The 2,788-nt window shown below is 70.9% G+C and carries 3 protein-coding genes; all 3 read right to left on the reverse strand.

Annotation, left to right across the window (positions count from 1 at the left end):
* Positions 1–487, reverse strand: a 487-nt coding sequence (locus tag VFE05_15410) for a sigma-70 family RNA polymerase sigma factor (protein ID HET6231460.1), incomplete at its 3' end; no start/stop codon positions are given.
* A 261-nt stretch (positions 488–748) separates the two neighbouring features.
* On the reverse strand, positions 749–1,330 hold the full coding sequence (locus VFE05_15415; protein ID HET6231461.1) for an NUDIX hydrolase: 582 nt from the start codon (positions 1,328–1,330) through the stop codon (positions 749–751).
* A 154-nt stretch (positions 1,331–1,484) separates the two neighbouring features.
* Positions 1,485–2,788: pitrilysin family protein (locus VFE05_15420; GenBank protein HET6231462.1), on the reverse strand; the 1,304-nt coding region annotated here is incomplete at its 5' end.

Below are 2,788 nucleotides of genomic sequence, written 5' to 3' on the forward strand. Positions count from 1 at the left end.
CGGGCAGCTTCGCCACGGTTTCGGCCACCAGCTCGCGCAGGTGACGCTTGCGGTACAGGTCGTCCGGGCGCGCCGTGGTGTCCTCGAACTGCAGCGGCCGGTCGTCGTCGTCCCAGTTCCCCTTGATGGTCTGGAAGAGCACGAGCGGGTTGCGCGACCGGTTGCGCAGCTCGTTCTTCGCCAGGTTCGAGGCGATGGTATACGCCCAGGTCGAGAACTTCTTGGTGCGGTCGAACCGGTGCAGGTGACGATAGACGCGGATGAACACCTCCTGCACGAGGTCCTCCGCCTTCTCCCGGTCGCCGATCGTCCGGTAGATGAAGTTCAGCAGGCGCGTCTGGTAGCGCTCCACCAGCTCGCCGAAGCCGCGCTTCTCGCCGGCCAGGAAGGCGGCGACGACCCCGCTGTCGTCCAGGTCCTTCAGCGGGTTGCGCCGCCCCTGGTCTTCGGAGGTGCCCCGGCGTTTCGGGGCGAGAACTTCAGCCATGTGAACCCCCTTTAGAGTCCTGCGGAAGTGGGAACGAGCGGAGCTGCGCGGGCATCCGGGCACTTCTCCCGTCTGCTCAGGGGGGCAGTTTCCATACCCTGCGCGGCACCCCGTGCCGAACCCTGCCAAACCATTGCCGAACGTGCACTTACCCGGTCCTTAACCGTCCCTTAACATTGCGCTTCCGTCCTGCCTGGGTGACGTTTTCCGGACACCGGAGACACATCCGTGTGTCACATGCACCGTCCGTCGTGCACCCCTTCACATCCCGAACACGAACCCGGCGGCGTACAGCAGCGTGCAGACCGTCTTCGCGTCCTGGATCTCGCCGTCGCGCACCAGCTTCAACGCTTCGGAGAGCGGGATCTTGACCAGCTCCATGAACTCGTCGGCGTCGCGCTTCACCGTGCCGGGCTGCAAGTCGCTCGCGACGAAGAGGTGGATGCGCTCGTCGGTGAAGCCGGGAGTGGTCCAGATGGCGCCCAGCGGCTGGAGCGTGCCGCAGCGGAGGCCAGTCTCCTCCTCCAGCTCGCGGCGGGCGCATTCGTCCCACGGCTCGCCGGGGTGGGCGGGGCGCCCGGCGGGCACCTCCAGCAGGTAGCCGCCCGTCGCGTAGCGGTACTGGCGGATGAGGACGACCTGCGGGTCCGCTGCGTCCATCGCGCTCAGCACCGGCAGCACCGCGCTGGCTCCCGAGTGGCGGATGAGCTCCAGCTCGCCGGTGGAGCCGTCCGGGAAGCGGACCGCGTCCACGCTGAGGTCCACCACCGCCCCGCGGTGCACGTGCCGCGAAGAGATGCGGCCCGGCTCGGTCCCGCCCGGCTGCTGTCCTTCTCCCGTCATCTGTCGTTCTCCGTTGGATGAAGATGGAGCCTGGAAGGTTGCGGCGTAACCCGCCGAACGAACGTCTAATCAAATCCTAACGCCACTTACGCGCGGCGCCCCGCGGAAGTTTTCCGCGGGGCGCCGCATCGTCCGTCCACCCGTCGCAGCCCGCTCAGGGCAGCTCGGTGGCGGGGTCCATCACCTCCACCTCGCCCAGCCCGAGCTCGCGCAGCGGGTCCGCGACCTTGTCCGCATCTCCCGCGACGACGATGGTCGCCGCGTCGGGCCGCAGCCAGCGGCGCGCCACGGTCAGCACGTCGTCTGCCGTCACGTCCATGATGCCCTCGCGGTAGTGGTCCCAGTAGTCGTCCGGCAGGCCGTGCGTGACCAGCGTCGCCAGCTTGGCCGAGACGCCGTCGGTCGTCTGCACCTGGATGGGGAAGACGCCGGCCAGGTACGTCCGCGCGTCCGCCAGCTCCTTGGGCGTCACCTCGCCCTCCAGCATCCCGCGCATGTCCGCCAGCATCTCCTGGATCGCGTGCGCGGTGACCTCCGTCTGCACCGACGTCGCCATGGCGAAGGGGCCGCCGTCGCGCCGCATGGTGAAGCTGCTCGAGGCGCCGTACGTGTAGCCCAGCCGCTCGCGCAGGTTCAGGTTCAGGCGCGAGCTGAAGGTGCCGCCCAGGATGGCGTTCATCACCGTGACCGCGAAGAAGTCGGGCGCCGAGCGCGCCACGCCCACGTGCTGCACGCGGATCTCGCTCTGCACCGCGCCGGGGCGGTCCACCAGCACCACCCGCGTGCCCTCCAGCCGCGGACGCACCTCGGGCACCGCCACCGCGTGGGCCGAGCCGGCCCAGTCGCCGAACCAGCGCTCGGCCAGCGCCACCATCTCGTCCAGCGACGCGTCGCCCGCCGCCACCAGCGTGGTGGTGGCCGGCCGGTAGCGCGCGGCGTGGAAGGCGGCCACCTCGTCGCGGCCGATCGCGGCGAGGCTGCGCAGCACCCCCCCCAGCGGTCGCGCGAAGGGCGTCCCCGGCGCGAAGGTCCAGCGCGTCGCCGTCTCGTCGGCCAGGCTCGACGGGGTGCCGCGGCGCTGCTGGATCCCCGCCACGCGCTCGTCGCGCACCCGCTCCACCTCGTCGGCGGGGAAGGTGGGCGTGCGCACCAGCTCGGCCAGGAGCTCGAATCCGGGCTCCAGGCGCGAGCGGATGGCGGTGAAGCCCGCCTGCGCCGTATCCCACGACACCCCCGAATCCAGCGACAGCCCCAGTCCGTCCACCCGCTCCGCGATACCCGCCGCATCGCGGCTGCCGGCGCCGCTCTCCAGCAGGCCGCTGGTGAGCGCGGCCACGCCGGGGTGGGTGGAGCCCTCGGCCAGCCCGCCCGCGTTCAGCACCAGGTCGACCGTCACCACCGGGAAGGTGCGCACCTCGGCCACCAGCAGCGTGAGCCCGTTGGCCAGGGTGCGGCGGT

It is taken from the genome of Longimicrobiaceae bacterium, from assembly GCA_035696245.1.
Lineage (GTDB): Bacteria > Gemmatimonadota > Gemmatimonadetes > Longimicrobiales > Longimicrobiaceae > DASRQW01.

Excerpts from the sequence above, each read along its gene's own strand:
- VFE05_15415 (HET6231461.1), bottom strand. The coding sequence starts at position 1,330 with ATGACGGGAGAAGGACAGCAGCCGGGCGGGACCGAGCCGGGCCGCATC.